This window comes from Nonomuraea salmonea (assembly GCF_042428605.1).
Classification (GTDB): domain Bacteria; phylum Actinomycetota; class Actinomycetes; order Streptosporangiales; family Streptosporangiaceae; genus Nonomuraea; species Nonomuraea salmonea.
On record NZ_JBHMCF010000007.1, the window covers coordinates 1 to 23,604 of the forward strand.

Below are 23,604 nucleotides of genomic sequence, written 5' to 3' on the forward strand. Positions count from 1 at the left end.
ATCGTTGCAGACTTCCGTCTACGTTTGGTGATCATTTCCACACCTAGAGTGATACCCCCGACGTCCGGCACCAGTGACGTGGTGTCATGTGTTCACCCGACGGAATGTCATCGCAGATCAGTGACGTGGTCGCACTGCCGTTCTCGGGGCGGTGGCACTGAGATGTCAGGTATGACTTCCACGGCAGTGATCGATGTTGAGCGGTTGAACCTGACGTACGGGGACTTCCACGCGGTGCGGGATCTGTCCTTCCAGGTGCGGCGGGGCGAGTTCTACGCGTTGCTGGGGACGAACGGCGCGGGTAAGACCTCGACGCTGGAGACGATCGAAGGGCATCGGGCGCCGACGTCGGGGACCGTGCGGGTGCTGGGCCAGAGCCCGCGGATTCGGGCGGCGGTGCGCCCGAAGATGGGCATCATGCTGCAGGAGAGCGGCTTCAGCCCGGATCTGACGGTGCGGGAGTCGATCGAGCTGATCGGCGTGCTGTCCCAGCGGCAGGACCGGCTGGAGCGCGTGCTGAGCATGGTGGACCTGACAAGGAAGGCGCGCACGAAGGTGGCGCAGCTCTCGGGCGGGGAGAAGCGGCGGCTGGACTTCGCGACGGCGGTGTGGGGGACACCGGAGCTGGTGTTCCTGGACGAGCCGACGACCGGGCTGGACATCCAGTCGCGGGATGCGCTGTGGGACGCGGTGGACAAGCTGCGTGAGGACGGCTCCACGATCGTGCTCACCACGCATTATCTGGAGGAGGCGCAGCAGCGCGCGGACCGGATCGGGTTGATGCACCGGGGGACCTTCCACCGGGAGGGCACCGTGGCGGAGCTGACGCGGACGCTGCCCGCAGTGATCCAGTTCGAGCTGCCGGGGACGTCGGCCGCGCTGCCGCTGCCGCTGCCCGGCCGCCGCGACAGCGGTGGCACGTTCCTGATCGAGACCCACCAGCTGCAGAAAGACCTGTTCGTCCTGCTGCGATGGGCACAGGACAACGCGATAGAGCTGCGGGAGCTCGCAGCCGGGCCGACCCGGCTCGATGACGTCTTCCGCGCGATCAACAACCAGTGACGGCTTTCTCGCCGGCCCGCTTTCCCCAGAGAGGTAGCGCCGTAGGCATGCTTTCGATCGCTCGCAGTGAGCTGATCCAGATTTTCCGGAACCGGTCGGTACTGATCACCAGCTTCGTGATCCCGATCGTGGTCTGTGCGTTCTTCGTCCACCGGCACGAGGTGTTCGCACAACTCGGCTCCCTCGGCTACATCGCGGGGATCGTGATGTTCACCGTGTGCGCGTTCGGCCTGTACTCCACAGTGGTGACCACGCTGGCCTCGCGACGACAGAACCTGTTCCTCAAGCGACTGCGCTCCACCGCCGCCGCCGACGCGCAGATCCTGGTCGGGCTGGTGTTGCCGGTCACCGTGATCGCGCTGATCCAGGTCGCGGGGATCATGACCGTGCTCGGTGCGGTCGCCGGAGGCCCGGACAATGCCGTGCTGCTGGCGGTGGCCGTGCTGGTCACGGTGGCGATGATGATCGGCCTCGGCCTGGCCACCGCCGGTGTGACCAACTCGCCCGAGCACGCTCAGGTCACCATCCTGCCCGTCACCCTCGGCGTGATCGCGGTGGCAAGCTGGGTCGGCATCACCGGCACCGAGGACCTGGCCACGCTCAAACGCCTGCTGCCCGGCGGTGCGGCCACCGAACTCGTCCTGAACGCCTGGAACGGTGGCGCCGCGCTCAGCGACTCCCTCGTCCTGCTCGCCCCCACCCTCGCCTGGGTCGCCATCGCCGTCACCCTGGCCACCCGCTACTTCCGCTGGGAACCCCGCCGCTGAACGGCATGGCACCAGGGCCGGTGACCGTGACGTGTTCCGGCCGGCGTCTGGCCAGCGCCCGACCCGAGCAGCGACCCGCGGACCGATGAGGAGACCACTCATGCCCAGTGACGATTTCGCCGAGGCGAAGACCGGGCGACCCCGGAGACTCAGGCGGCTGACAGCGGGGGTCACGGCTGCCGGAGCAGTAGCCGCTCCGGCGGCGGGCACGATCGCGTCCCGGAGCGGCGGCAACGGTGAAGGGAAGGAGACACCGGATGTCGCCGTACTCGCCGGTCGCCGCAGGCAGGCCCCTGCCCAGGGAGGAGTCCACGTACGAGTCCTGGACGCCGCTCGACGAGAACGCCGAGCACACCACCGGCGTCCCCCGGTTCACCGACCCGACCATTCCCGCTGAGAGGAAACGATGAGCGACGAGGACCAGGCACCGGTCGATCGGGCGGACGACGTGCCGCTCGTGCGGTCGATCGACGAGCCGCTGCTCGTCGAGGACGTGCTGCTGCTGCTCTATCAGCCGTCCTCCGGCGCGATCGCGGGGGAGAACGTCCTGTACTACGTGCTGGGCGGTGCTGTCGTGGCGGACCTCATGCTCCGCGGTCTCACCGAGGTGCAGGAGCCGGGCCGGCTCGTCCGCCGCGTCGCCGCACGCGGCGACGCCCCGCACGACGACATCCTCCGCCCGGCGTGGGACTACCTCGCCATGAAGCCGCGCGGTGTGCAGACGGTGATCGCGGCGATCGGTCCGGAACTGCGCGGCAAGGTGCTCGGGAAGCTCGTCGACGACGGGCATCTGCGACGCAGGCGAAAGAAGGTGCTCGGTTTCATCCCGTCGGAGGTCCTCGATCTCGGGAGCGCACGGCGTTCGGAACTGCTCGCCCGCGTGCGCGCGACGCTCGTCGACGGGACCGAGCCCGACGCCAGGACCGCTGCGATCACGGCGCTGCTCTCGGCGAGCGCCAACCTGCATCAGTTCGTTCCCGAGATCCCGTGGACGTCGTCGGTCATCCACCGCGCGAAGGAGATCGAGAACGGCAACTGGGCCGCGGCCGCCGCAGGAGCGGCCGTCACCCAGGCGACGATCGCCGTCATCACTGCTGCCCTGAGCGCGTCGGCCGCCGCGACTGCGGCCGGCAACAGCTAGCGTCCCGTGGCATAGCGCGGGTTCCGGATCACCGCGTCCTCACGGGCGGGATACGGTGCAACGAGCCCCGCCGCCGGCCGGACCGTCGAGGGCATGCAGTTCGGGATGGCCGGACACGGCGAACCGTCTCGAACGGGAACGGGCGGCGACGTCGGCCGAAGGAAGGTGAGATCGCAGTGAACGTGGTCTTCTCGCCGCTGAGGGGATCCCCGTTTCCCCATGCATGTCACTCCGACCGGCTCTTCCTGGATCGACCAGGTTGAGCGCTGGTTCGGCCACCTCCCCAGGAGCGTCCAGGCGCTGGAGGACGACATCCGCGCCTGGAGGGACCGCTGGAACGCCGATCCCAAGCCCTTCGTCTGGACCAAGACCGCCGAGGAGATCCTCGAATCCCTCGCCGAATATCGCCGACGAATATCAGGCGGATGACACTAGTGCGGTGACCGGAAAGGTTCGCCGGCCTCGCCGTCCCCACTGTGCACCTGGTGCCCGGCTTCCTCCAGGGCGGTGACGGCCTGCAGTTGTCTCTCGAGTGGAACCAGGACCAGGTCGGCGTCGGACGTCGAGGCGACGAACACCGGGATCTCCGCCTCTGCCAGCGGCTTGATGATCGCTACCAGCATCCCGGGAACGTCCAGATCGTGGGCTGACGCACCGCTGTAGAAACCGATCCATCGTTCCCCCGACTCCAGAGGCCGGACCGCACGGACGACGGTCAGCCCTTCGGGCGCGCGTACAAGCACGATCCAGTCGTCCTCGGGCGACGCCGTATGTGGCAGCTGCTCGATGGCGAACTCTGGAGAGACGATTCGCAGGTGCTGGGTCGTGAACGAGCTCATGGACGCGTGTCTACCAGAGATCCGGCGCCCCGCCTGTTCATGTGGCGGTGGCACCCGGCGAGCGTTTCCGGCCACAGCGCTGGAGGCCCTGCGCCGAGTGTGCGGGCGGTGCCGTCTCACGCTGTGATGCCGGAGGGTTCGTTCATGGTCTTTCAGTCGTCGGCGCGGACGTTCTTACCGTTTGCCGCTGTCCTCGCCACACTGGGGCTTGCTCGACCGATGCCTGAAGGGCTTGGGGCATCCGTTCAGGCCCCACGACGGCAGCCCGGTCACCTATCCCAAGAACGCCTCCTACCTCGCCTGGCTCGGCGCGCGGCAGGTCGGCAGGTACGGCTGAAGCGGCCCGCCGGGCCAGGCCGAGGAGGTCGGGGCCGCGGTGCCCGCACCAGCGGCTGCACTATCCGGTCCTGGCGGGTGTCCCGCTGCTCGACATCGTACGGCCGGCCCGCGCGCTCTACCCGGAACTGCCGTCGCACCGGCTCGATGACCTCATCAGGTGTCTGCGGATCGAGCCGCCTCGGCGTCGCCATCGGGCGATGCCGGACGTACAGGTCACGGCGCAAGTCTGCGCACACCTGGACGCTGAGGGCGGACGGACGGGGCACTGGCGCATGCTCTTCGACCTTGACCGGATGGGCGGGCTGGCGCCCAAACGCTTGGCGTCTCCGGGCGGAGTGCAAGCAGGACTCTTTCGAGGCTGTCTCCGGAGGCCGATAGGGTGCGCGGATGACGAGAAGCGAGCGGCTCGCGGAGCAGCTGGATTGGCACTGGCGCAAGAACCTGCGGCCGCGCCTCGACGGTCTCACCGATGAGGAGTACTTCTGGGAGCCGGTACGCGGCTGCTGGAGCATCCGGCCCCAGGGGAGGTCGGTCGCGCCGATGCCGGCGGGGGCGGGGGAGTGGACGATGGACTACGCGTCCCCCGATCCGGTGCCGGCGCCGGTGACCACGATCGCCTGGCGGATGGCGCACGTCATCGTCTCGTGCCTGGGCTATCGGGTCGGATGGCACTTCGGCGGCGAGGACATCGACGTCCAGACGTTTCCGTACGCGGGACGCGCTGAGGAGGCGCTCAAGCAGCTCGACGAGATGTACGGGAGATGGAACGCGGGGGTCCGCAAGCTCTCGGACGCCGACCTGGCGAACCCGCCCGCGGTCGGCCCCGAGCGGAACCCCATGGAGATCATCGTCCAGCACGTCAACAAGGAAGTGATCCACCACGGCGCCGAGATCGCCCTGCTGCGCGACCTCTACCAGTGGCGGGACACCGGCCGCTGACGGCGTGAACGGAGTGTAGAGGGCGTCGGCCGGCGCGTCGGCGGCCAGGCTCCTCGACCTTCCTCGACACGTCCTCGACTTGGAGCGACCGGCACATGAGGGGCGCCGGTCGAGTCGTAACAGACTGCAGGCACGGGCGGCTGGACTCTCCCCCTGCGGGAGTGTCCATGCTGGTCGGGTGAACGACGGATATCTGCCGATCGGGCGGTTCGCTCGGTTGTGTCGGCTCAGCGTCAAGCGGTTGAGGCACTACGACGAGCTGGGGCTGTTGGTGCCGGCGCACGTCGACCCGGACAGCGGCTACCGCCATTACCGGCAGGGGCAGGCTCGCGAGGCGCTGCTGATCGGGCTGTCCCCCTCGACCTGTCGCAGCGGGCCGAGGTGGCAGTGGCCGCCGAGGCCAGGGACGGGCCCGACCTCCTGCCGGGCGGCGTGTACGCCTCGGCAACCCACATCGGCCCCCCATGACCAGGTCGCGCTCACCGGACACGCTCTGTTCGCGTGGCTGGGCGATCACGGGCACACGCCGCTCGGACCGCTACGCGAGGTGTACGTCTCCGACCCGACAACCACGCCGGCGGAGCAGCTGGTGACCCATCTGATGATCGAACTGGAGGACCCTGAATGAACTGGTATTCCGCTGCTGATTCCCCAGAACTCGTCGAATTCGGCCCGGTACGCGGCCTATCGGTGACCGGGCAGGGCGAGCCGGGCGGGACGGTGCACATCACGAGCATCCAGGCGCTGTACAGCGTTGCCGGACCTCTGCTGGGCATCGCCGCCGCGGGCGGCGCGCCCTTCAAGATGCCGCCGCTGGAGGGCCGCTGGTGGGTGGAGGACGAACGACCGCCGCTTGACGTGCCGCGCGCACAGTGGTGGTGGCACGTCTTCCTGCGGCTGCCGGACTCGGTAGCTGATGAGTGGTTCGACCAGGCCAGGCAGGCTGCCGACGATCCCGCCGCCGCCCGCGTCCAGCTCGTCACCTTCACCGAGGGACGGTGTGTGCAGGCGTTGCACCGCGGCGCATACGCGGACGAACCCAGAACGCTGGCCCTGATGGAGGAGTTCATGGAGCGCTCCGGGCTGGTCATGAACGGCTTGCACCACGAGATCTACCTGTCCGACGTCCAGGAGACCGACCCGGCACGGATGCGCACGATCCTTCGCCACCCGGTCCGCGCGGCCTGACCGCCCGCCCGAAGACGGCTGCGGCCGTCTGCCCGGTCAGGCGGGCAGACGGCCCGGCAGTACCCCGTTCACGTTCGCCGGTCGGTTCCATGTGTCGCCCGACGCCTGCACCGCCCGCATCCGCGGGATCATCGGCTCTCCGGGCCGTCCTGCAACGAGCCGTCCGCACCTCGGAGGAAAACGCGTGGCCCGCATCGGGCGACGCCACGTAGCGTCGTTGTCATGAAGCTGCTCTCGGTCAACATCGGCCACCCCCGTCCGAACCCGTGGAAGGGGCTGAGGCTGACGGGCATCGACAAGCGGCCGGTCGACGGCCCGGTCGCCGTCACCGCTCCCGGCCCCAAGGGCACCGGCGCGGTCGGCCTCGCCGGTGACCGGGTCCATGACGTGAAGCATCACGGTGGCGTCGACCAGGCCGTCTACGCGTACGCTCGCGAGGATCTCGACACCTGGGAGGCCGAGCTGGCGCGGACGCTCCCCAACGGCGTCTTCGGGGAGAACCTCACCACCCTGGGCCTTGACGTCAACGGCGCCCTGATCGGCGAGCGCTGGCGGATCGGCCGGGACGTCGTCCTGGAGGTGTCCTGCGCGCGCATCCCGTGCTCCACCTTCCAGGGCTGGCTGGAGCAGGAGGGCTGGGTCAAGCGGTTCACGAAGGCCGCCCGGCCGGGCGCGTACCTGCGCGTGATCGAGCCCGGCGAGATCAGCGCCGGTGACCTGGTCGAGGTCGTCCACCGCCCCGGCCATGAGGTGACCGTCGAGCTCGTCTTCCGGGCGATGACCTCCGAACCTCACCTGCTGCCCCGGCTGCTGGCCGCCGACGCGCTGCCGCAGGGGGAGCGGCGACGTGCCCTCCGGCGCGTCAACGCCCAGACGCCGGAGGAGTGACCGTCAAGGCGACGCCGCCGGTTGCCATTGGGCCTCCATCCAGGCGGTGTCGCCGCTGGTCAACGTCTCGACCTGGACACCGGGCGCGGCGGGTGGCGGCACGTCGACGGCGCCGCAGTCGGCGACCACGCTGACCGAGACGAGGGCGGGGGTGCCGAGAACGGTGACGCGGGCACGCGTGGCGGCGGTGGCGAGGCCGACGAGGACGGCTTCGGTGAGGTCTCTCCTGACCGGCACCGGAGGGGTGGGCCACTGTCCGCGGGTGTCCAGCTCCACCACGACGCCCTTGCGGTCGGCCACGTCGATGCAGTGGCGCAGCTCGTGCAGGAGCGGGTCGGCGGACTCGTCGGCCTCGGCGAACAGGCGGCGCATGCGGGCCGCCTCGATGGCGCTGCGCCGCTGCACCTGCGGGTCCTGCGGGTCGAGCGAGCCGTCGGCGAGTCCTTCCAGCAGCGGTACGGTGCTGCCCGACAGCTCCGCGAAGCGCTGCTGCCTGCGGCGATGCGACTCACCGGCGACCGCGTCCGCGACGCGTACCTGCTCGATCTCCCTGCGCGCGGCCACCGCCGCCGCGCCGAGGTCACGCAGCACGGTCGCCAGGACGGCCAGGAACAACGGGTAGCCGATCACCGTGACGGACCCGGTCGCGAAACGGGCCAGCGTCAAGAACGTGGACCCTTCGAGCACCACCAGGTGGAACAGCGCGACCAGTTCGTGGGCCGCCATGAACGTCAGGGCCGAGCGCAGCGGGCGGTCGAGCACGACGATGAGTCCCGGCCAGGTGGCGGCGGCGAACATCCAGTCCTCGCCGGTCGAGGTGCGCCCGTCGGGCAGGGAGACGTACGACACCAGGGAAACCGCGAGCACGACCGCGATCACCGGGCCCCGCCACCGGCCCCACGACCGTCCCCGCACGATCAGCACGGCCTCGGCGAGCAGCACGACCCCGATCATCGCGAAGGCGCCGAGCTGCGCCGCCGGCGCTTCATAGGTGGGCAGGTAGCGGATGACGGTGGGCAGCGCGATCCCGAACACGGCCGCCAGGGCGACGAACAGCGTCGTGATCCGCAGTCCGCGCCCCAGCCGCGCCTGCGCCGACGCCTCGACGGGGTCGTCCTGCGCGGCGCCGCTCCGGTCGGCGCTGCGCCACTCGAGCCGGACCCGCGTCCCCTGACCAGGGGCTGAGGTGATCGTGGCCGTGCCGCCCGCGCGCTCCATCCTCGCGTGGACGGACTCGCGCAGGCCGCGCCGCGTGCCGGGCACCCCGTCCGGGTCGAACCCCCGCCCGTCGTCGGCGACGTCCAGCCGCAGCGCCCGCGCGTCGCCGCTGAGCCGGACGGTCGCGCGGCCGGTGCCCGAGTGGCGGCGTACGTTGGCGAGGGCCTCGCCCGCCGCGTCGCTGATCGCCCTGGCGGCCTCGTACGGCAGGCGGAGCCGATCGGGAGCGTCGAAGTCCACCGCGAGATGCGTCAGGGCCGGCACGGCGCGCAGCAGCTCCACCAGGTCGGCCTCCTCGGGGGTCCGGCCGGCGGCCTCGCGTAACCGGGCCAGGTCGCGCCGCGCCTGCGGGGCCAGCCAGCCGGCGCCGGAGCGTACCTGGCCGAGCCCCACCATCAGCAACGTCGTCGCCGCCGTGTCGTGCAGCGAGTTGACCTGCTCGCGCTCCTCCGCGCGTACGCCGGCCGCCAGCAGCGCCTCGCCGCGCGCCCGCAGCGCCTCCCGCGCCAGCGCCTCGGCCCGTCTGGCCGTACGGTTCATGAAGATCCACGCCACCCTGCCGACCGTGGCACCCGGCAGCGCCAGCAGGATCCCCGTGGCCAGACTGGAGTCCACCTCCCACGCCCCCGCCGCCAGCAGGATCGCCACCGGCCCGGCGACGGCGCCGACCGCGGCCGGCGCGCCCACCCTCAGCGGGGTGTACCACTGGTACGTCACGACGGCGAAGTCGACCAGCAGCCGCAGCCATCCCGTGTTCAGCGAGTCCACGGCGCCGGTCCAGAAGACGGTGCAGAACAGCCCGTTCATGACGGCGACGTCGAGGGCGACCAGCGCGCTGCCCCGCCCGTTCCGCAACCACCACGTGAACCAGCACGTCCACCCCGCCGCGGCGACGACCACGACCAGAGTGCTGACCAGCTGCCCGGGCGCCGCCCTGAACGGCGCGATGAGACAGATGGGCACCAGCGTCGCCAGGCGCACCGCGGAGGCGTACTTGCGCCCGTACCCTTCGAGCAGCCCCTCCGCCAAGCCCCACCCCCCGTAATGTCGCCACGCAGCCTAACCTCTCAGCCGTGGGTGGGGAGAGTCGCCGCCATCGACATGACCCCGGCGCATCAGCCGCGCGACAGTGCGGCGTGCAGGGCTTCTAGCTGCTCTGTTGGGATTCCGGCCAGTATGAGACTGCCTGCTGGGCGGTGGCCGCGATGGCAACGCCATCGAGTTCGACGATGCTCAGTTCGATGCCGCGTCCGTGGCGCGGCGTTCGAGTGCCGTGACACCCACCGCGATCTCCCAGAAGTTCCTGGCCACCGGCCTCAAGGCGGGCTTGTGCATGGTCCCCGCGGTCACGGCCAGAGCGCCCAGGCGTGAGCAGCGGAGGAGATCCGTATCGAAAGCGCCCGTCGTGGCACAGGAAGATCGCCGTGCCGCCGATCAGGCACCTGCGGCGGGCGCCGGTCAGATCGACGGCGGGGGCGCCGGCCAGGCGGCGGTCGCGGGTGAGGCCGCGGACGAGCCGCCGGACCTGGTCGATGTCGGACGCGAGAAGGTCGGTGCGGCCATCCCGGAGGCGGGTGTCGTCATGCGGCCTCCCGTTGTGAAGCGTCTTCCCGCATCATGAGCGGCCCTGGCGCTCCACGATCCACCGTTCGGCGTTTTGCCGGTACGCGTCAGGCGTCGCTCGTCATGGGTCGCCTCGTCAGCGAGATGATCCCGGGGATGGGGAAGAGCAGGAGGTAGAGGTTCGGGATCCACCAGGCGAGGGAGAAGTCGCCCCGCAGCGTCCAGAACGCGATCGCCATGAGCCCCGAAGCCATGGTCAGCACCAGCGAGACCAGCATCAGCGACGGGCCGCTCGCCTGGTCGCGGCGCAGGAGCCACAGGCTGGTCAGGCCGGTCGCGCCGGCCAGCAGGTCGATCCAGAGGAAGGACCAGTTCCAGTCCACCATCAGCGGGTTGGTGTAGTCGGCGAACGCCCATTGCAGTGGGATGAGCCCGAGGCCGGTGACGGCGAAATAGACCACGAAGCCGACGTCGGTGGCGAGCATCAAGCCCTTAGTCGTGCGCAGCACGGTCGATGGCCTCCATCAGGTAGCGGCGGGTCTTCTCGTGCAGGTCAGGTCCTGGCGAGCCGAGGCCGAGCAGCCTGGCGGCCCACCACCCGTCCACGGCCAGCCGTACGGCGGTCGCCGCCGCCGGGTCGACGCCGTCGTCGACGAGCCTGGCCTGCCAGGCGGCGAACCGCTCACGCAACGGCTGCAACTGCGCCGGGTCCACGAACAGCACGGCGAGCAGCGCCGCGGTGACACGGTCGGCGGGCGCGGTGGCGGTGGTGTGTCGTTCGGGGATGGTGGCCTCGACGTAGGCGCGCAGGAAGTCGCCCGGACGGGTGCCCGCCTGCGCGAGCGCCTCATCGAACGCTCTGGTCAACCGGTCGGCCATGGCGGCGACCAGGGCCTGTTTGGTGGGGAAGTGGTAGAACAGCCCGCCCTTGGAGACCCCGGCCCGCGTGGCGACGGCTTCGAGGGTGAGCGACTCGGCCCCCTGCGACAGCAGCACGTCGGCGGCGGCGTCGAGGAGGCGGTCCTTCGAGCTCGGTCGTGGCATGCCCGAAACTATACCGGTCAGCCGGTACAGTTTCAGCATGCCGTCGACAGAGGTGATGCCATGACGGCGTCACAAACTGAGGATGATGGGCAGAGTCTGCTTAACCCGGCAGGCGGCCGATGCCGGGCGGCAAGCGGCCGACCCGTGTGGCGTACCGCTGGTAGGCGGCGCCGTGCACGCGCCGCGGGTAGGGCTCTGGTGGTGACCAGGGCGGCGGCGCGGAGAGTGCCATGTCAGGCTTCCGGGGATGTGGGGCAGGTGCAGGTGGGTCCGCATCCGTCGGCCTGGTCGGTGGCCGGGGCGCAGCAGGCGTCGCCGCGCCAGGCTTCGCGGCCTTCCTTGACGGCGACGGCGGCGATGACGAGGGCGGCGACCGGGTCGGCCCAGGACCAGCCGAACAGGCTGTTGAGCGCCAGCCCCACCAGCAGGACGCCCGACAGGTACGTGCACAGCAGGGTCTGCTTGGAGTCGGCGACGGCGCTGGCGGAGCCGAGTTCGCGGCCGGCGCGGCGCTGCGCGGCCGACAGGAACGGCATGACGACCAGCGAGAGGGCGGCCAGGATGAGGCCGGGGGCCGAGTGTTCGGCCTGGCCGTCGCCGAGGAGGGCGCGTACGGCGTCGAAGGTGATGTACGCGGCGAGCGCGAAGAACGAAACGGCGATGACGCGCAGCGCCGTACGTTCCCGCTGCTCGTGGTCGGCGGCGGCGAACTGCCAGGCCACCGCGGCGGCGGAGGCCACCTCGACCAGCGAGTCCAGGCCGAAGCCGATCAGGGCGGCGGAGGAGGCGATCGTGCCGGCGGTGACGGCGACCGCCGCTTCGATCACGTTGTACGTGATGGTGGCCGCGACCAGCAGCCGGATCCGCCGCCGCAGCACCGTGCGCCGGGCGGGGGTCAGCAGGTCGATGGAGGTCATGCCACCACGTCCGGTGTCGTGGGGCGGAGCCTGACCGCGTGGCCGGTGGCGGCGAGGAGCTGCTCGGCGGCGGCGAGCAGGTCCATCAGCTCGGGCCGGGTCAGGCTGTAGAAGGACTGGCGGCCTTCTGCGCGATAGTCGACCAGGTCGCAGTCACGCAGGCAGGCCAGGTGCTTGGACACGGTGGACTGCGCCAGCCCCAGCTCGGTCACCAGATCCACCACGCGCGCCTCGCCGCGCGCCAGGCGCTGCACGATGCGCAGCCGGTTCTGATCGGCCAGCGAGTGGAACAGCGCGGCCGCCGGAGGAACCCCGGCGGCGATGTCGGCACTGACGCAGAAACCGGCCTCGCTATCAATCGCCATACGGCGATGATAGCCCGATAGCGTGATGCTGAACAGACGACCGCTTCGACAGGCACCCCCACCGGGGGCTCAACGGCCGTAGATGGCAGGGGCGTCGAGCACGATGACAGGGCATCCACTGGTGCTGCTGGAAGAGAGCGCGGTAGTGATCGATCACTTGCTCATCATGGAGCGCGCTTGGCATATCGGGCGGATCGGTTCGTGGGGGAGGTACTGCCGCCATTCGGCCGGGGTGAGTTGGGGGCGCGCGCGGCTGGCGATCGTGCAGAGTGCCCCGGCGAGGTCGGGCGGGAGCGCCACGTCCCAGAGCCGGGTGTCGCCGTCGTCGCCGGCGGCGGCCAGCGTGCGGCCGTCCGGGTTGAAGGCCAGCGTGCGGAGGGCGAGGTCGGAGGCGGTCAGCGGAGCGCCGATCGGGCGGTGGGTGGCGACGTCCCACAACCTGATCGTCCCGCCGACGTCGGCGCTGGCCAGCCGGCCGTCCGGCGCGAACGCCACGTCCGTCACCTCCTCGTCGTGACCGCTCAGCGGGACGCCGATCTGACGGCGGGTCGCCACGTCCCAGAGCCGTACCATCTTGTCGGTGCCTGCGCTGGCCAGGATGTGCCCTTCGGGGGCGAACTCGATGTCGGTCAGGGCGCCGGTGTGGCCGATCAGGGGAGCGCCCGCAGGCCGCCGGGTGGCCACGTCGTAGAACTCGACCTGGTTACGCGTGACGCCGGTCTCCCTGTCGAAGGTCTGCTCGCCGGCGACGGCGAGGGTGCGGCCGTCCGGGCTGAACTCCAGGTCGACCAGCCCTTGGGTGCGGTCGAGCAGCGGTGCGCCGAGCGGGCGGCGGGTCGCCACGTCCAGCAGTTGCACGTTGGGTATCTGGGCGCGCTCGTAGCCCTCGACGATGCCGGTCCTGGCGGTGGCGAGCAGGCGGCCGTCGGGGCTGAAGGCCGCCTCATCCCCGTACACCTCCTTCAGGACGGCCGCGGGACGGCGGGCGCGGACGTCCCACAACCGCACAGGTGCGGCGGTGTCGGTGCTGACCAGCGTGCGGCCGTCCGGGCTGAACCGCAGTTCGGTGACCGGACTGAGATGCCCCGTGAGCGGCGGTCCGAGCGGATGGCGGGTGCGGGCGTCCCACAGCCGCACGGCCCCGTGCTGTTCGTCCTGATCGGTCACGCCTGTGGCCAGGACCCGGCCGTCCGGGCTGAACGCCACGGCCTGGACCGCCCCGGCCTCGCGGTCGATCGGCGGGCCGAGCGGCCGGTGCGTGGCCATGTCCCACAGCCGTACGGTGTTGTCACCGTGAGAGGAGCTGCTGACCAGGAGCCGCCCGTCCGGACTGAACTCCACATCGGCGACCCAGTCGGCATGGCCCAGGAGGGGCGCGCCGATCTGATGGCGGGTGGCCACGTCCCACGCCAGCAGGGCCCCGCCACCTCCGCGCCCCCCGCCGACCAGGGTCCGGCCGTCGGGGCTGAAGGTGACCGTGTCGATCCGGTGATCAGGGCGGCCGGTCAGGGGCGCGCCCGCCGGGCGGCGGGTGGCCGCGGCCCACAGGCGTACCGTCCTGTCGTCCGCCACGACGGCGATCAGCCGGCCGTCCGGGCTGAAGTCCACATCGGGCACCGCGTGATCGTGACGGGCGAGCGGCTCGCCGACCTGCCGGCGGTCGGCGACGTTCCACAGCCGTACGGTCTTGTCGGCTCCGCCGGTGACCAGGAGACGTCCGTCGGGGCTGAAGTCCGCCGCGTAGACGGCGTCCCGGTGGCCGGTGAGTTCGCCAACCTGGCGGTGGTCGGCCACGTCCCACAGGCGCACGGTGCCGTCGAATCCGGCGGTGGCCAGCAGGCGTCCGTCCGGGCTGAAGTCGGTGGCGTGGACGGAGCCTTGGTGGCCGGCGAGTTCGGCGACCTGGCGGCGGGTGGTGACGTCCCAGAGCCGTACGGTGCTGCTGGCGCCGGCGGTGACGAGGAGGCGTCCGTCAGGGCTGAAGGCCGTGGTGTAGAGCCCATGGTGATGGCTGGTGAGTCGGCCGGTCTGGCGGCGGGTGGTGACGTCCCACAGCAGTACGGTGCCGTCGAAACCGGCGGAGGCCAGCAGGCGGCCGTCGGGGCTGAAAACCGACCTCACCACCGGTTCGCTGTGGCCGATGAGCTCCCCGCGGGCAGGGTGGGCCAGCGCGTTCAGCATGGCCCGCCGGGCGGCGGCGGTCGGCGCGATGCGGTGGGCGGCCACCGCCAGCAGCTGGGCGACGGTGGAGTCGCGGTCCAGCAGGCTCTCGCTCTGCACGGCGAGGCTGTGTGACAGGTTGAGGTTCTTCTCCTTCTGCGCCAGAACGAGCCGCTGCTCGGCGGTACGGGCGGCGTTCACCGCGAAGACCGTCGAGGTCAGCGCCGCTACCAGGAGCACGGCGAGCCCGGCGAACGCCTTCCGCCGGAGGCGGGCATGACGGCGGGCCGTGGCCTGTTCCGCCGCCTGCGCTGCCTGGCACGCGTCCAGGAACTCCTGCTCGGTGGTCGTGAGGGCGGCGCGGTTCGCGGCGGCCCAGTCGAGGGCGGTCCGCAGGCGTGTGCCCCGGTAGAGCAGTGACGGGTCACGGGCCTCGCGGTCCCAGGCCGAGGCCGTCTCGGCTAGGCGTCGGTGGGTACGCAGTCCCGCGCGGTCGGCGTGGATCCATTCGCGGAGTCTGGGCCAGGCTCGCAGGAGGGCTTCGTGGGCGAGTCGGGCGGAGTCGTCGGTGAGGGTGAGGAGGCGGGCGGTGGTGAAGGCGTCGATCACCTGTGCGGTGGGGGCGGGTGGGAAGTGGGCGGGTGGCAGTGTGCTGATGTCGATGGGGCGGCGGGTTTCTGCGCCGGTTTCCTCGACGCGGACCATGTGCAGGAGCAGGCGGCGGGCGATGTTCTGGGCGGTGGGGTCGAGGGCGGTGTAGACCTGTTCGGCGGTGGCGGCGACGGCGCCTGTGATGCCGCCGGTCTTGCGGTAGCCGGCGAGGGTGAGGGTGTCGCCTGTGCGGTGTTGCCAGGTGGTGAGCAGGGCGTGGGAGAGCAGGGGGAGCGTGCCCGGCTCGTGGACGCTGTCGTGTTCGTCGATCGTGGCTGGGAGGCCCATGTCTCTGAGCAGGAGTTCGACCAGTGCGGGTTCGACGGTGAGTCCGGCTTGGTGGGCGGGGCCGGTGATGGCGGTGCGGAGTTCGGCGACGTTCATGGGGCCGAGGGGGATCTGGGCTTCACGCAGGGCGGTCAGGAGGGTGGGGTGGCTGAGGCAGTGGCCGTAGAAGTCGGCGCGCAGTCCGAGGACCACCAGCGCGCCGGCACCGGCCAGGGCGTCGATCGCTGAAAGGAAGGTACGGCGTTCGGTCTCGTCGCTGCAGAGCGTGAAGATCTCCTCGAGCTGGTCGACGATCAGCACCAGGCGGCGGGCGGCAGCGGCGCAGGTCTGGTCGTTGAACGCGTCCGCGATCCACCGGATGAGGACGGCGGGATCGTCAGCAAAATCTTCGGCGGGGTCTTCGGCGGGGTCTTTGGCGGGGTCTTTGGCGGGGTCTTCGGCAGGATCTTCGCCGGGGGTGTGGCCGATGAGCGTGCCGATTCGGGTCAGCAGTGTGGCTACGGGGTGCTCGCCGGGCGTCAGCACGATGACCGGCCATGTGCGGGAGCTGGGTGTGGGCAGCGTTCCCCGGCGCAGGGCGGGCAGGAGACCGGCTCGGAGCAGGGAGGTCTTGCCCGCTCCTGAGGGGGCGACGACGATCAGCGGGCCGCGCGGTGGGTCGGCCAGGCGTGCGAGCAGGGCGCCGACGGCTCGGTCGCGGCCGAAGAACCAGCGGGCGTCCTCCGGTTCGTACGGTCGCAGCCCCCGGTAGGGGCACCCGCCGCCGGGCGGGGCGAGCGCCTCGGCCAGGTCGGTCAGCTCGCCGCCGGTCCGCAGCGCCGCGTCGCAGGCGCGGGCGACTCCGATCGAGAGCGCCTTCTCGCCGGTCTCGACCTTGCTGAGGTAGCCCTTGGTGTAGTGGGTCAGCCGTGCGAGCTCGTTCAGCGACAGCCCGCGCGCCACCCGCAACCGCCGCAGCACGGCACCAGGAATCTCCACACCCAGAACTTTACTCAACGCATCTCGTCGATTGCTCTTTGTGATGATCCGTCCGGGTTTCCCTGACCACCCCGGGTGCGAGGCGACGGGAAACCCCTCCTGCTCCGGCCGTGGCGGGCCGCACGATCGGTGCCGTGGACGCCGCCACCCCGGCGGCGCCGGAACAGAAAGGCAACGACATGCGTACTCAGATCAAGACCATCAGCGGCCTCGCCCTCGGTCTGGCCCTCGGCTTCGGCGCACTCGCCGTGCCGGCCACGGCGGCGGCTCCTGGGACGGCGGTCGCGGCGCAGGCGCGGTCGGGCATCGACTTCCGGGTGCCCGGGGTCAGGATCTTCGCTCGGGCCGACGGCCAGTCCACCCGGGTCGGCCTCGGCTATCCCGGTCAGGGCTGGGAGATCCACCGCGCGGTGGACGGCACCTCCTACACCTGCGACAACGGCGTGACCACCACCGTCTGGGAGTACGGCCGCAACCTCCGCACCGGCGTGGTCGGCTATGTCCCGAGCTGCAACACCGTGATCGTCTGACGTGACCCGCCCTGGGCGCCGGACATCCGGCGCCCAGGGCCTCAGAACTGCCAGACGTCGTCGCGCAACAGCACCACCTTCCCGCCCGGCCCGAGGCCGGTGACCGTGACGTCCGGGCCGCCGACCATGAAGTCGACGTGCACGCGCGAGGTGTTCACGCCCGCCGCGTCCAGCCGTACGGGATCGTCCGTACGCAACTCGGCGGGCACGCCGGGCGGCAGCCCCGCGCCCCAGGCCAGGTGGCAGGTGGCGTTCTCGTCCAGGAGGGTCTCCATGTACGTGACGCCGCTCTCGCCCACCCGCGACGAACGATCGACCAGGGCGAGCTCGCCCAGCCGGGCCGCCCCCGCGTCGGTGGCCTGGTGCGTACGGACGACGTCGGCCCCGGCGCTCGCCCTGACCTCGGTCACGACGCCGCCGGCGAACGTCAGCTCCAGGTCGCGGATGACGGTCCCGTCGAGGGACAGCGGCCGGGTGGCGCGGACCGTCCCGTCCACGCGCCGGTGGTCGGGGGTGGTGAACACCTCCTCGGTCGGCAGGTTGGCCTGGAACGGGCGGCCCTCGACGTCCTCCAGGCGGGCGGCGGTCCAGTGGGCGTCCGGGAGCAGGCCGATGGTCAGGTCGGTGCCGGGGCCCTCGAACCGTACGGCGTCCAGATGCAGCTCGGTGAGCCGCCGGGCGCGGTCGAGCAGCTCGGCGACGCGCTGCCGCCAGGCCGCGCGCGGGTCGGGCTCGTCGAGGCGGAGGATGCGGCGCAGGTGCCGCCACAGCCGGTCCTGGTCGGGTTCGCCGAAGACGGTACGGGCCCACTCGGGGGTGGCGTACGGGATGATCGTCCAGCGGACCAGGTTGCCGAGCTGGAGCCGCTGCCGTGAGGTGAGCGACGGCATGCGGTCCAGGCCGACGCGTACCGGGTCAAGCCCGGCCAGGAGGTCGGGGGCGGCGGCGCCGCGGATGTTGACGATGATGCCGCCGTGCCGTGCCACCTCGTTGTTGCGGGCGTCGAGCCACGCGGGCACCTCGGCCAGAGTCGCCGTTTCGGCGTGCTGGACGCGGGAGCGTTTGGCGTACGGGTCGAAGTACCAGATGTCGGCATAACGGGCGCCTCTGGTGTAGGCGGCCTCGGCGAGCGCTCGGGCCAGCGGGGCATGCTCGATCTCCGCGTTGATCAGCACCCGGTCGTCCGCCAGGAGAGGGACGGCCACGTCGAACACCACGTCCGCGTAGCCGGCCAGGTCAGCGTCGGGAATGGTCAAGGGGGGCTCCTTTGCGTACGGGCATGAACAGCAGGGCTCCGGCGGCGGACACGACGCCCGCCACGGCGAAGCCGGCGGCCAGGCCGAACCGGTCGGCCAGGGCGCCGAGGGACAGGGCGGCGCTGAGGAAACCGACGTCGAAGAAGGCCGTCGTGGTGGCCACCGCTGAGCCGCGCTCCTCCGCGGGCACGTCGTGCACGGCCAGCCGGAGGAAGGCGGGCAGGCCGAGGCCCTGCCCGGCGCCTATCAGCGCGATCGCGCACCACGTTCCCGCCGGGGATGGCCAGGCGGCGAGCAGGAGCGTGCCCGCTCCGGACAGCAGGAGGGAGGCGACGGCCAGACGCGCGGGGGAGGTCGTGGCCAGCCGGCGGTGTCCGGCCAGGCGGATGGTGATGAGGACGCCGCCGTAGACCAGGAAGTGGAGGTTGCCGGAGCCGCCGCCGAGGTGCAGGGGGAGGAAGGCGCTGATGGCGGTGTAGCCCCACACGGAGGCCAGGTAGGCGAAGCCGGGTCGCAGCGCGGACGGGTGGTACAGGCGGGCCCGCCCGGTTCCCGATGCGCTTTCGGCAGCGCTCACCACGGTCTTCGGCAAGGTGAGCCCGACCGCCGCCGAGCCGAGCGCCGCGGCTGCGGCCGTGGTCCAGACGGCGGCGAACCCCCACGTGGCGTACAGCGTCTCGGCGATGACCGGCCCCGCGAGCAGGCCGGCGTTGACGACGACCGAGAAGTGGTTGATCGCCGCCCCGGACCGCCGGTGATCACTGGCCAGCGTGGCGAGACCGACGTACGCCAGTGCCTCCCCGGCCCCGGCGACGCCGCGCAGGACGAGGAACAGCGGTAACTCCCCGGCGGCGAGCAGTGCGAGGGACGTACCGGACAGCAGCAGCGCCCCCGCGCACAGGGCCGCGCGCCGTCCGAGCCTGTCGGCCACCCGTCCGGCGAGCGGGCGGGCGAGCACCCCCGCCGCCGCGGTGACGGCCAGCGAGACGCCCACCATGCCGGGCTGCCGGCCCAGCGGGCCGTCCAGGTAGCGCGGAACCGCCGGGATGAGCAGTCCGATCGACAGGAACGCGCCGGCCGTGCAGACGAGCAGGCGCCCGATCACCGCTCGTCGCGGAGTTCGAGCAGGATCGCGGTCATGCTGACCTTGACGCCGTCGTGCGGCGGCCCTGCCTTGTCGTGCACGAGCGCCACGGCCTGGTCGATCAGGCCGACCACCTCCTCCCAGACGGGCCTGGGCAGCCACACCTCGGCGTCCATGGACGTGCGCTGGCGCTCGGTCTCCGTCATGCGCCTGGCCAGGTCGGAGCTCATCGCCTGGAACAGGAGCTGCCGCCCTTCGGACCGGTCGAGCCGCTCGCCGCTGGACGGGTCATAGCGGTAGCGCAGCTGCGGGCGGCCCTTGCCGGACCGCGGCTGCTCGTCCGTCTGCTGGAGGAAACCCGCCTTGGCCAGCTGGCGCAGGTGGTAGCTGGCCGAGGCGTGCGCGATGCCGAGCTCGTCGGCGACCTCGGTGGCCGACATCGACGCGCCGGTGAGCAGCGACACGATGCGGATGCGCAGCGGGTTGGCCAGGGCGCGCAGGGGGACGAGGTCATTTTCCGAAGACACATTGGGATAATACTTTTCCAACAGCTCTTGGGAAAGGGGTTTCGGAATGCTGCTGACGGTTCTCGGCGGATGCGGCGTTTGGCCGGCGGCGGGCCAGGCGTGCAGTGGGTACCTCGTGGAGCATGACGGGTTCAGGCTGCTCATCGATCCCGGGTACGCGACCGTGCCCCGTCTGCTGGAACGGGTCGGCGCCGACCAGATCGACGCCGTGTTCGTCAGCCACGGCCATCCCGACCACTGCGCCGACCTGAACCCGCTGCTGCGAGCCCGAACGATGCTTGAGAATCCGGCGGCACCGCTGCCGGTGTACGCGCCGCCGGGCGCCCTGGACGCGGTGCTCGCGCTGGACCGCCCAGGAGTGCTGACCGGCTCCTACGTCCTGCGTGATGTGGTCCCCGACATCGGCCCCTTCCGCGTACGAACCCGGCTGCTCCCGCACTCGGTGCCCAACGTCGGCATAAGGCTGACAGCAGGTGGACAGGTCCTCGTCTACACCGGCGACAGCGGCCCCAGCCCCGACCGCGTGGAGCTGGCCCGTGACGCCGACCTCCTCCTGGCCGAGGCCACCTACGTGGACCAGGTCCCGAAGGGCTCCCTCCTGACGAGCGCCCGCCAGGCAGGCCGGCAAGCCCGGGAAGCCGCTGCCCGGCACCTGTTACTGACGCACCTGCAGCCGGGCACCGCCCCCGCCGCCGCGCGAGCCGCCGCCGCGACCGCGTACGACGGTGAGATCGGCGTCGCCACGTCCGGTCTCGTCATCGATGTTCAGGAGATCCGGTAGGCGGCGGCGCCGTTGTGCAGGAAACGGGCGCGGCCGTGCTCGTCGGAGCCGACCAGCGACAGGACCTGATGGCCGGAGGGATCGGGGCCGAGGGTGATGATCGAGCTGTCGCTGAGGCGTACGACCTCGACCCGCTTCTCCGACCCGCCGGCGCGGTAGATGAGGAACGCGCGGTCGTTCTCGCTGGTCAAGGTGATGTCGTGCAGCGTGGAGCGGTAGGTGCCGCACATGCGGTCCGCGTCGATAGCGGCCGGGCTCAAGGGCGGCACAGGACGTGGCGCCGTCTCGACGCCCGCCAGCTCCCCGAGCACCGCCCCGAAGATCTCGTACGCCAAAGGCTCCCCACCCGCGCTGTTCGTCAGCACCGCCACCGCCACCCCCGCCGACGGGACGACGCGCAGCCACGCCTTCTGTCCCTTGGCGACACCGGTGTGCCCGACGACGCCGTCCTGATAGAGCATCCATCCGAGCCCCCAGCCGATGACGCCGCCACCGAAGTCCGGGACGTCGTCCAGCTGCGGCTCGCGCAGCGCCGCCAGCGCGGGATCGGCGAGATGCAGGCGGACGAACTCCAGCAACTCCCGCGCGCTGATCGCGAAGTGCGACCCGCTGGGCGCCGCGTAGTAGGAAACCGCCCACTCCTTGACCGGGACGACCTCGCCGCCGCCGCTGTGGACGTGGCCGACCGCCGCCCGGTGCAGGATCGCCTCATAGGGGTCGAGGGCGGCACTCCGCAACCCCAGCGGCGTCACCAGACGTTCGCGGAGCACGTCGTGAAAGGGCTTGCCGCGTAGCACCTCCACCAGCCGGCCGAGGATCACGTACCCGCTGTTGGAGTAGGAGAAGACGGTGCCGGGCGGGAGGAGGTGCGCTGCCTCGGCAAGGACGGCGACGAACCTCTCGATGGCGTCGTCGTTGCGACCGGTCTCGACGAAGTGGTTCCCGTCGATGCCGCCGGTGTGGGTGAGCAGGTGGCGGGCGGTCAGGTTCTTGGTGGCGGCCTGGTCGCCCAGCCGGAACCCGGGCAAGTAGTCGCGAACAGGACGATCGAGATCCAGTGCTCCGTCATCGACCAGTTGCTGGATCAGTGTCGCCGTCCAGATCTTCGTGATCGAGCCGACCTTGAACACCGAATCGGTCGTGGCCTCGACCTGGGTACGCAGACTCAGCACCCCCGCAGCCTCGTCCCGAATCTCCCCATCGGCCAGTACGGCGACCTGCGCGCCCGGTACGTCGTACTTCGCAACAAGCTCACCCAAGTCCCATCCCACCCCGAACAGGCTAGTGGGCCGTGATGTCAGCCCCAGTAGCGTAGGCGGATGCGGGACGCATCGACCGATCACCACCGCTTCGCGGTCCTCGCCGATCACGGCCAGTTCCGCCTCCAGGATCTCGACGCTCACGCGGCATGGACGAGGTCGCATGCCGACTCGGGCGCTCCGGCCGGATGGACCGAAGAGCCGTGAACTCGGACCGCATCGCCGTGCGACCCCATGCGATCGCAGTGGGAACAGCCCGAAGCGATGTGGTGGAAACGACCCTCCACGAGCCCTTGGGCCGGCTGGACGGAGCATCGGCCTGTGGTCATCCGCGGGTATGGCCTGCTTCAAAGCGTGCGATCGGGAGCGTAAGTGGGCGACCGTGGGAGTGAAGCGCCAGCATGAAGATGTGCGAGCTTATGTGGATTGTCTCGTTCGCGCGATGCGGCCTGCCCAGACAGGGAACAAAGACCAGGACGGTGGCTTTGCCTGGAGGCCGGATAAAGAAAAGTCGATTCCAAGGATTGAACGCTGAACCACTCGAGCGTTCCGGTTTCGTCGCCTGCTTGCGGAGGCCATTCATGGCCATCGTCGGCGGCTGAGCAGTACTGACCGATCTCATACTCATCGTCAGTACGCAGCGCATCGGAATATCTCTTTCCCTTGCCGCGGCTCGGACACCGAAACATCGGTTCCGGCCGCTCATGACGCATGCCCAACTTTCGCAACGTGGTCTGGTCCTGCCTGACGGCTGAGTCCACTCCCAATCATCCGTCGCACAAACGAACCGGGGGAAACAAATGAACCACAACCGCATCTACGTGAATTCCGCTCGGCAGAACCAGCCGTTCGACGGCTGGAACGAGATCCAGGGCGGCGGCCTCACGGACCACCCGCTGGCGGCGGCGGCGTTCGGTGACCGGCTGTACGTCTTCGCCGCGGGCACGGACCGGCGGATCTACGTGAACTCGGCCCGGCAGAACCAGCCGTTCGGCGGGTGGAACGAGATCCAGGGAGGGGGCATCACCGATCATCCGCTCGCGGCCGCGTCCTTCGGCGACCGGCTCTACGTCTTCGGCAGGGGTACCGACAGGCGGATCTACGTCAACTCGGCCCGTCAGGACCACCCGTTCGACGGCTGGACGGAGGTCCAGGGCGGCGGCCTCACGGATCACCCGCTCGCGGCCGCGGCGTTCGGTGACCGGCTGTACGTCTTCGGCGCGGGCACGGACCGGCGGATCTACGTGAATTCCGCTCGGCAGAATCAGCCGTTCGACGGCTGGACAGAGGTCCAGGGCGGCGGCCTCACGGACCATTCGCTGGCGGCGGCGGCGTTCGGTGACCGGCTGTACGTTTTCGGCACGGGGACGGACCGGCGGATCTACGTCAACTCGGCCCGTCAGGACCACCCGTTCGACGGCTGGACAGAGGTCCAGGGCGGCGGCCTTACCGACCATTCGCTGGCGGCCGCGGCGTTCGGCGACCGGCTCTACGTTTTCGGCACAGGGACGGATAAGCGGATCTACGTGAATTCCGCTCGGCAGGACCACCCCTTCGACGGCTGGGCCGAAGTCCAAGGCGGAGGCGCCACCGACCACCCGCTGGGCGCCGCGGCGTTCGGCGATCGGCTCTACGCCTTCGGCGCGGGCGTGAGGGTACCGGCCCACGTGTAGGCGTACGCGAAAGGTGTCCAGTTGACGTCCTGGTGACGAGTGGGCGATACACGCGCCCCAACTCCTCGACACAGGACGTCGACTGCGGTCACCACGGCAACCTGCTAGGTCGAGGCGGCCATCAGGCTGATGTACCGGCCTCGAGCA

Annotated in this window: 25 protein-coding genes; 14 read left to right on the forward strand and 11 right to left on the reverse strand. The window is 70.8% G+C overall.

The window, feature by feature from the left end; all coding sequences use genetic code 11:
• Positions 1–171 precede the first annotated feature (171 nt).
• From ACFFR3_RS06760 to ACFFR3_RS06780, 5 genes are all read left to right on the forward strand, one after another.
• Positions 172–1,062 carry an ABC transporter ATP-binding protein gene (locus ACFFR3_RS06760; RefSeq protein WP_379482777.1) on the forward strand — a complete coding sequence of 297 codons (891 nt, stop codon included), beginning with the start codon at positions 172–174 and terminating at the stop codon, positions 1,060–1,062.
• 47 nt (positions 1,063–1,109) lie between these two features.
• The gene (locus tag ACFFR3_RS06765; protein WP_379482778.1) at positions 1,110–1,829 is read left to right on the forward strand and encodes an ABC transporter permease; all 720 of its coding nucleotides are present in this window, start codon (positions 1,110–1,112) and stop codon (positions 1,827–1,829) included.
• Positions 1,830–2,086: 257 nt separating this feature from the next.
• Complete coding sequence (locus ACFFR3_RS06770) at positions 2,087–2,239, forward strand: hypothetical protein (RefSeq protein ID WP_355424685.1); 153 nt, start codon at positions 2,087–2,089, stop codon at positions 2,237–2,239.
• The gene (locus ACFFR3_RS06775; protein ID WP_345405222.1) at positions 2,236–2,970 is read left to right on the forward strand and encodes a GOLPH3/VPS74 family protein; all 735 of its coding nucleotides are present in this window, start codon (positions 2,236–2,238) and stop codon (positions 2,968–2,970) included. Before ACFFR3_RS06770 ends, ACFFR3_RS06775 begins: the two co-directional genes overlap by 4 nt.
• 219 nt (positions 2,971–3,189) lie before the next feature.
• Positions 3,190–3,399, forward strand: a complete 210-nt coding sequence (locus ACFFR3_RS06780; RefSeq protein WP_379482779.1) for a hypothetical protein — start codon at positions 3,190–3,192, stop codon at positions 3,397–3,399.
• A 2-nt stretch (positions 3,400–3,401) separates the two neighbouring features.
• Here ACFFR3_RS06780 and ACFFR3_RS06785 read toward each other — a convergent pair whose 3' ends face one another.
• Positions 3,402–3,809, reverse strand: a complete 408-nt coding sequence (locus tag ACFFR3_RS06785) for an ACT domain-containing protein (protein WP_345405224.1) — start codon at positions 3,807–3,809, stop codon at positions 3,402–3,404.
• 726 nt (positions 3,810–4,535) lie between these two features.
• On the opposite strand from ACFFR3_RS06785, the gene ACFFR3_RS06790 reads away from it, so the two are divergent.
• The 4 genes from ACFFR3_RS06790 to ACFFR3_RS06805 all read left to right on the forward strand — a co-directional run bounded on the left by ACFFR3_RS06790 (position 4,536) and on the right by ACFFR3_RS06805 (position 7,163).
• On the forward strand, positions 4,536–5,087 hold the full coding sequence (locus tag ACFFR3_RS06790) for a DinB family protein (protein WP_355424676.1): 552 nt from the start codon (positions 4,536–4,538) through the stop codon (positions 5,085–5,087).
• Positions 5,088–5,265: 178 nt separating this feature from the next.
• On the forward strand, positions 5,266–5,715 hold the full coding sequence (locus ACFFR3_RS06795; protein ID WP_364385153.1) for a MerR family transcriptional regulator: 450 nt from the start codon (positions 5,266–5,268) through the stop codon (positions 5,713–5,715).
• Positions 5,712–6,275, forward strand: a complete 564-nt coding sequence (locus ACFFR3_RS06800; protein WP_345405231.1) for a GyrI-like domain-containing protein — start codon at positions 5,712–5,714, stop codon at positions 6,273–6,275. The genes ACFFR3_RS06795 and ACFFR3_RS06800 overlap by 4 nt, the downstream gene beginning before the upstream one ends.
• Before the next feature lie 222 nt (positions 6,276–6,497).
• Complete coding sequence (locus tag ACFFR3_RS06805; protein WP_364385149.1) at positions 6,498–7,163, forward strand: MOSC domain-containing protein; 666 nt, start codon at positions 6,498–6,500, stop codon at positions 7,161–7,163.
• A gap of 3 nt (positions 7,164–7,166) precedes the next feature.
• Here ACFFR3_RS06805 and ACFFR3_RS06810 read toward each other — a convergent pair whose 3' ends face one another.
• Positions 7,167–9,410 (reverse strand): ATP-binding protein, encoded by a 2,244-nt coding sequence (locus ACFFR3_RS06810; protein WP_379482780.1) that lies wholly within the window; start codon positions 9,408–9,410, stop codon positions 7,167–7,169.
• 376 nt (positions 9,411–9,786) lie between these two features.
• Here ACFFR3_RS06810 and ACFFR3_RS06815 point away from each other — a divergent pair, with 376 nt between their 5' ends.
• On the forward strand, positions 9,787–10,002 hold the full coding sequence (locus ACFFR3_RS06815; RefSeq protein ID WP_364385143.1) for a hypothetical protein: 216 nt from the start codon (positions 9,787–9,789) through the stop codon (positions 10,000–10,002).
• Positions 10,003–10,051: 49 nt separating this feature from the next.
• Here the strand turns inward: ACFFR3_RS06815 and ACFFR3_RS06820 are convergent, their stop codons facing one another.
• From ACFFR3_RS06820 to ACFFR3_RS06840, 5 genes are all read right to left on the reverse strand, one after another.
• The gene (locus tag ACFFR3_RS06820) at positions 10,052–10,453 is read right to left on the reverse strand and encodes a DUF5360 family protein (protein ID WP_345405246.1); all 402 of its coding nucleotides are present in this window, start codon (positions 10,451–10,453) and stop codon (positions 10,052–10,054) included.
• A complete protein-coding gene (locus ACFFR3_RS06825; RefSeq protein ID WP_364385140.1) occupies positions 10,437–10,988 on the reverse strand; it encodes a TetR/AcrR family transcriptional regulator in 552 nt (183 codons plus the stop codon). The genes ACFFR3_RS06820 and ACFFR3_RS06825 overlap by 17 nt, the downstream gene beginning before the upstream one ends.
• A 233-nt stretch (positions 10,989–11,221) precedes the next feature.
• Positions 11,222–11,905, reverse strand: coding sequence for a cation efflux transmembrane domain-containing protein (locus ACFFR3_RS06830; RefSeq protein WP_345405252.1), 684 nt, complete (start codon positions 11,903–11,905; stop codon positions 11,222–11,224).
• The gene (locus ACFFR3_RS06835) at positions 11,902–12,270 is read right to left on the reverse strand and encodes an ArsR/SmtB family transcription factor (RefSeq protein WP_345405255.1); all 369 of its coding nucleotides are present in this window, start codon (positions 12,268–12,270) and stop codon (positions 11,902–11,904) included. The genes ACFFR3_RS06830 and ACFFR3_RS06835 overlap by 4 nt, the downstream gene beginning before the upstream one ends.
• Positions 12,271–12,423: 153 nt before the next feature.
• Positions 12,424–16,347: an nSTAND1 domain-containing NTPase gene (locus tag ACFFR3_RS06840; protein WP_379482781.1), complete on the reverse strand. Its 3,924-nt coding sequence runs from the start codon at positions 16,345–16,347 to the stop codon at positions 12,424–12,426.
• 179 nt (positions 16,348–16,526) lie between these two features.
• Here ACFFR3_RS06840 and ACFFR3_RS06845 point away from each other — a divergent pair, with 179 nt between their 5' ends.
• On the forward strand, positions 16,527–16,877 hold the full coding sequence (locus ACFFR3_RS06845) for a hypothetical protein (RefSeq protein ID WP_364385128.1): 351 nt from the start codon (positions 16,527–16,529) through the stop codon (positions 16,875–16,877).
• 41 nt (positions 16,878–16,918) lie between these two features.
• Here the strand turns inward: ACFFR3_RS06845 and ACFFR3_RS06850 are convergent, their stop codons facing one another.
• Genes ACFFR3_RS06850 through ACFFR3_RS06860 form a run of 3 tightly spaced genes read right to left on the reverse strand, consistent with a single transcriptional unit; the run spans position 16,919 to position 19,744 of the window.
• Complete coding sequence (locus ACFFR3_RS06850; RefSeq protein ID WP_345405262.1) at positions 16,919–18,133, reverse strand: aminopeptidase; 1,215 nt, start codon at positions 18,131–18,133, stop codon at positions 16,919–16,921.
• Positions 18,114–19,238, reverse strand: a complete 1,125-nt coding sequence (locus ACFFR3_RS06855) for an MFS transporter (RefSeq protein WP_379482782.1) — start codon at positions 19,236–19,238, stop codon at positions 18,114–18,116. Before ACFFR3_RS06855 ends, ACFFR3_RS06850 begins: the two co-directional genes overlap by 20 nt.
• Complete coding sequence (locus ACFFR3_RS06860; RefSeq protein ID WP_364385119.1) at positions 19,235–19,744, reverse strand: ArsR/SmtB family transcription factor; 510 nt, start codon at positions 19,742–19,744, stop codon at positions 19,235–19,237. The genes ACFFR3_RS06855 and ACFFR3_RS06860 overlap by 4 nt, the downstream gene beginning before the upstream one ends.
• A gap of 46 nt (positions 19,745–19,790) precedes the next feature.
• Between ACFFR3_RS06860 and ACFFR3_RS06865 the strand changes: the two genes are divergently transcribed.
• Positions 19,791–20,525 (forward strand): MBL fold metallo-hydrolase, encoded by a 735-nt coding sequence (locus ACFFR3_RS06865; RefSeq protein ID WP_345405271.1) that lies wholly within the window; start codon positions 19,791–19,793, stop codon positions 20,523–20,525.
• Here the strand turns inward: ACFFR3_RS06865 and ACFFR3_RS06870 are convergent.
• The gene (locus tag ACFFR3_RS06870) at positions 20,510–21,796 is read right to left on the reverse strand and encodes a serine hydrolase domain-containing protein (protein ID WP_379482783.1); all 1,287 of its coding nucleotides are present in this window, start codon (positions 21,794–21,796) and stop codon (positions 20,510–20,512) included. The two genes, ACFFR3_RS06865 and ACFFR3_RS06870, sit on opposite strands and share 16 nt — an antisense overlap.
• A gap of 48 nt (positions 21,797–21,844) precedes the next feature.
• Here ACFFR3_RS06870 and ACFFR3_RS06875 point away from each other — a divergent pair, with 48 nt between their 5' ends.
• Positions 21,845–21,991 (forward strand): hypothetical protein, encoded by a 147-nt coding sequence (locus ACFFR3_RS06875; protein WP_379482784.1) that lies wholly within the window; start codon positions 21,845–21,847, stop codon positions 21,989–21,991.
• A gap of 593 nt (positions 21,992–22,584) precedes the next feature.
• Positions 22,585–23,457 (forward strand): DUF8189 domain-containing protein, encoded by an 873-nt coding sequence (locus ACFFR3_RS06880; protein ID WP_364385113.1) that lies wholly within the window; start codon positions 22,585–22,587, stop codon positions 23,455–23,457.
• Positions 23,458–23,604: the final 147 nt, after the last annotated feature.